General features: G+C 67.8%; 6 protein-coding genes. 1 reads left to right on the top strand and 5 read right to left on the bottom strand.

Annotated elements, in window-relative coordinates:
• From Q0L11_RS15265 to Q0L11_RS15250, 4 genes are all read right to left on the bottom strand, one after another.
• The coding region (locus Q0L11_RS15265; protein WP_296598347.1) for an SDR family oxidoreductase at nt 1-505 on the bottom strand (505 nt) is incomplete at its 3' end.
• Nucleotides 505-1692 carry a zinc-dependent alcohol dehydrogenase gene (locus Q0L11_RS15260; protein ID WP_296598345.1) on the bottom strand — a complete coding sequence of 396 codons (1188 nt, stop codon included), beginning with the start codon at nt 1690-1692 and terminating at the stop codon, nt 505-507. The genes Q0L11_RS15260 and Q0L11_RS15265, both read right to left, overlap by 1 nt.
• 19 nt (nt 1693-1711) lie before the next feature.
• The gene (locus Q0L11_RS15255) at nt 1712-2299 is read right to left on the bottom strand and encodes an SRPBCC family protein (RefSeq protein ID WP_296598344.1); all 588 of its coding nucleotides are present in this window, start codon (nt 2297-2299) and stop codon (nt 1712-1714) included.
• Nucleotides 2300-2883: 584 nt separating this feature from the next.
• The gene (locus Q0L11_RS15250; RefSeq protein ID WP_296598343.1) at nt 2884-3063 is read right to left on the bottom strand and encodes a hypothetical protein; all 180 of its coding nucleotides are present in this window, start codon (nt 3061-3063) and stop codon (nt 2884-2886) included.
• A 291-nt stretch (nt 3064-3354) separates the two neighbouring features.
• On the opposite strand from Q0L11_RS15250, the gene Q0L11_RS15245 reads away from it, so the two are divergent.
• Nucleotides 3355-3594 carry a hypothetical protein gene (locus tag Q0L11_RS15245; protein ID WP_296598342.1) on the top strand — a complete coding sequence of 80 codons (240 nt, stop codon included), beginning with the start codon at nt 3355-3357 and terminating at the stop codon, nt 3592-3594.
• 171 nt (nt 3595-3765) lie between these two features.
• Here Q0L11_RS15245 and Q0L11_RS15240 read toward each other — a convergent pair.
• Nucleotides 3766-4035 (bottom strand): helix-turn-helix domain-containing protein (locus tag Q0L11_RS15240; RefSeq protein WP_296598340.1); only part of this gene is annotated, 270 nt, incomplete at its 5' end.

Here is a 4035-nt window from a genome sequence, read left to right as displayed (position 1 = left end):
CGTTGCGCAGCGCCCAGGCGAAGCTGTCGATGAACGCCTTGGTGCCGTTGTAGACGGCCTGGAACGTGCCGGGCATCAGGCCGGCGATGGAGCCCGTGAACAGAACCCTGCCTTGGCCGCGCTCGGCCATGCGGCGGACGACCTGCTGCGCGAGATAGAGCGTGCCGGTGATGTTTGTCTCGATCACGTGCCGCCAGTCGGCGACGTCCTGCTCGAGGAACGCATGCCCGAGGCCATGACCGGCGTTGGCCATCAGCTGATCGACGGGACGGTCGCCGATCAGCGCCAGCAGACGCTCGACGCCCTCGAGCGTGGCGAGGTCGAGCTGGACCCGTTCCACATGGACACCCAGCGCTTCCAGCGCCTGCGCCGCCTCGGCGATTTCGGGCCGGTCCGCGGCGATGACGAGGTCGAACCCTTCCTGCGCGCACAGCTTGGCCAGTTCGTAGCCGATGCCTGACGAAGCGCCGGTCACCACCGAGAGGGGACGGATTGCGTCGGACATCACGCGGCGTCCTTCTGCCATTCGGGCTTCAGGACCACCTTGGTCACCTCGTTCTGCTGCTCCTTGAACATCTTGTAGCCTTCGGGCGCCTGTTCGAGCGGCAGCCGGTGGCTGATCAGGAAGGTCGTGTCGATCCGGCCCTCGCCGATCATCTCGAGCAGCGGGCGGAGGTATCTCTGGACATGGGTCTGACCGGTCCTAACCTGCAGGCCCTTCTGCATCAGGGCTCCGATCGGGATCTTGTCGCCCATGCCGCCGTAGACGCCGGGGATCGAGACCCGGCCGCCTTTGCGGCAGGCCATGATCACCTCGCGCAGCACGTGGGTGCGGTCGGTGCCCAGTTTTGTGGTCGTCACGGCGTCGAGGACATTGTCGATGGTGAAGCCGTGGCTCTCCATGCCCACCGCGTCGATGACGGCGTCCGGCCCGATGCCGCCGGTCATCTCGGTCAGCGCCTCGCGCACCTTCACGTCATGGTAGTTGACGATCTCCGCGCCCATGGACTTCGCGAGCTCCAGGCGGTGGGGATAGTGGTCGATGGCGATCACGCGATGGGCGCCCATCAGGAAGGCGCTCTGGATCGAGAACAGGCCGACCGGGCCGCAGCCCCAGACCGCGACGGTATCGCCGGGCTCGATCTCGCAGTTCTCCGCGGCCATCCAGCCCGTGGGCAGGATGTCGGAGAGGAACAGGACCTTCTCGTCCTCCAGGCCGTCGGGGATCACGATCGGGCCGACATCGGAGTAGGGGACCCGAACGTATTCGGCCTGCCCGCCGGCGTAGCCGCCGGTCATGTGCGAGTAGCCGAACAAGCCGCTCATAGCGTAGCCGTAGGCGACTTCGGACAGGTCGGCCTTCTCGGCCGGGTTGGAATTGTCGCAGGCGGAGAACTGCTCTTTCTCACAGAAGAAGCACTTGCCGCACGCGATGACGAACGGGACGACGACCCGCTGGCCCTTTTGCAGCGTGGATTTAAGGCCCGTCTCGACGACCTCGCCCATGAACTCATGCCCGAGGATGTCCCCGCGATGCATCGAGGGGATGTAGCTGTCGTAGAGGTGCAGGTCCGAACCGCAAATGGCGGTCGAGGTGATGCGGATGATCGCGTCCCGGGGATTGACGAGTCGAGGGTCGGGGACGGTGTCCATGCGGACGTCGTGTTTGCCGTGCCATGTGAGGGCGCGCATGCAGGTCAGATCCTTTTGGCTAGCCGCGCGGCGCGGCGTCGGGAGCTTGCGAGGTGGAAATCTCGCCGGTCTCCATGAGCTGCTTGAAGCGGCGCAGCTCGCGGCGGGCTTGAATCTTCGGCTCTTTCTGGAACAGCTTGGCGATCAGCTTGCCGAAGTCGCCGCCGGGCGGTTCGTAGACGATGATGGCGGTGACGACCGCCCCGCGCCCCGGCGCCGCGTCGCGAAATTCGATCCGGCCGCTGTTCTTGATGTCGGCGCCCTCGACGGATTCCCAGGCGATAACTTGCGCCGGCACGTCCTCGGTGATCACCGAGTCCCATTCGACGGTCTGCCCCGCGGGCGCCCTCACCACCCAGTGCGCCGTGCCCTCGTCTCTGCTCGTCACGCTCTCGACGTTCTCCATGAAGGCTGCCAGGTTCCGGAAATCGCGCCAGAATGCGTACAGTTCGGCGCGCGGCCGGTTGACGGTGACGCTGCGTCCGGCCACGGCGGCCGCGTTCCAGCCCTGGGTGTCCGCAGCTTCCTTGGCGACATCGCGCTGATGGACCGCGGCGGTCAGCGGCGCGTCGCTTTGGAGCGCCCGCTCTACGTTTTCGGATGACATGTCGGCTCCCGTGCTGGGGCCGAAACCGGCGGCGTCCGCCGACGTTCCGGTCTGCCTCATATGTTGCCCGGCGACGGGGCGCGAGGAGCGCTCGCGGTGGAGGCGAAAGAACGCTTAAGCGGAGCGCCCCGGGGGATGCACCCATGCCTGACAACGCGACATCGCCATGGGGCGTGCGGTTTGACGAGAAAGCGCGTCAGCGGGGGCAAATCTGCGGCGCGAGCGGGATGTTGGGGCGCGCCGATCGCGGGGCCAAGGCGTGGGACGCTTGCTCGGCTGCCTGCCTACCGGGCTTCAGATGAGCGGGCCTCGATGAGCATTTTCGCTCTGCGCTGATCGCGCCGCGCGACCCGTTCGCCCTGCGGGTCCACGCAAGGCGGCGGCGCCGCGGACGCAGCTATGGCGACTGTGGACAGCGGAGCGGCGTCCCCCGGGCGACCGCGATGGGGTGGGGTCGGAGCCTTGGCAGCGCGGGGCGCGTGGGCAGTTTTCCGACGGCGGGCGCCGCCGCACCGCAGGCGATCCGGAGGCGTCTGGCATGATGTCGCCGTCCAGCACACAACCGTGAGCTGGTGGCCGGGCGTTCAGGCCTGGCGGTCGCCGCGGTCGCCCTGACCCTTCTTCGCCGGCGTCGTCGAATGCTGGCGCTGATCGGCGGCCGAGGACTTGCCGACGTTCACCTGGTCACTCGTGAACTGGCCCTGGTCGTCGCGCCGGACATAGCGCTTGTCGGCCCCTGTATCGATGGCTTCGCGGTTGCTCATTCGTCGCCTCCATTGCGGTGGAGTGCGGAATCCGCGGGTCTCACGAAGGTTCCCGCTCGGCCGGGCGACCTCGACCGTGGTCAGGGCGCTGGCTCCATCGAACCTATTGTCAGAGGCGTTGTGCGCTATCCCCCTGCCGCGCTTCGATAGCCGATGTCGGGTCGCTGGGTTCAGCGCCGCCCGCCGCGGCGACGCCGAGCCCGCTGGTGCGCAACCGGATTATCGAAAGACATTTCAATGAACCCAAGGGCTTCGAAGAGATTTTGCGCGCGAGCGATGCGGGAGAGGAGCATGCAGGCTGTGGAGTTTCGGGTGCGGCCCGTGCCCTCGGGATGGCTTCTAGAGTCCTCGGCAAACCTGGCGCCTTTGGCCTTCCGAGCCGGGGGCGCGGCCGAGCGCAAGGCGGACGGGCTGGCGCAGGCGATGACCGCCGCCGGGGTGGACGCGAGAGTCGTCGTCCTTGATCTGGCGGGACAGGTGGCGGGGGTGCGGTGGTACCGGGCCGCTGAGATCGACATGGCGCGTGCCTAGCATGGCCGCTTTCCTGCCCATGGCCGGCGGCTGCGGCTGTGGAGCGATCCGATACGAAATCTCCGCGAGCCCCATCGACCCAGCCTACTGCCACTGCGAGACGCGCCGGCATGCGTCGGGCGCCCCCCGAACTTGCGGCGGCCCTCGGGCCGCCGCTTTATTATGCAGAGCCTAGGCTAAGGCAGAGGCGCGAGCGTCGGCCACGCGGACGGCCATGCGGCCAACGGCTTGGCGAAGCGCGTCGGGGTCGGCGATCTGGACCCGGCGCCCGCTCCAGACGATGTCGTTGTCCCGCCGCACCTGTTGCAGGGTGCGGTTGACGTGGACGGTGCTGAGCCCGAGGGCGTCGCCGACGACTTCCTTGGTGACCGGGAACTCGTACCGCCCGTTCGGCGCCAGGCCGGCGACGTCGAGGCGCTCCAGCAACTCCAGCAACAGGTC

This window comes from Phenylobacterium sp., assembly GCF_024508875.1.
Classification (GTDB): domain Bacteria; phylum Pseudomonadota; class Alphaproteobacteria; order Caulobacterales; family Caulobacteraceae; genus Phenylobacterium.
Note: the sequence above shows the minus strand (reverse complement) of the source record. Positions and strands in the feature narration are given on the sequence as shown.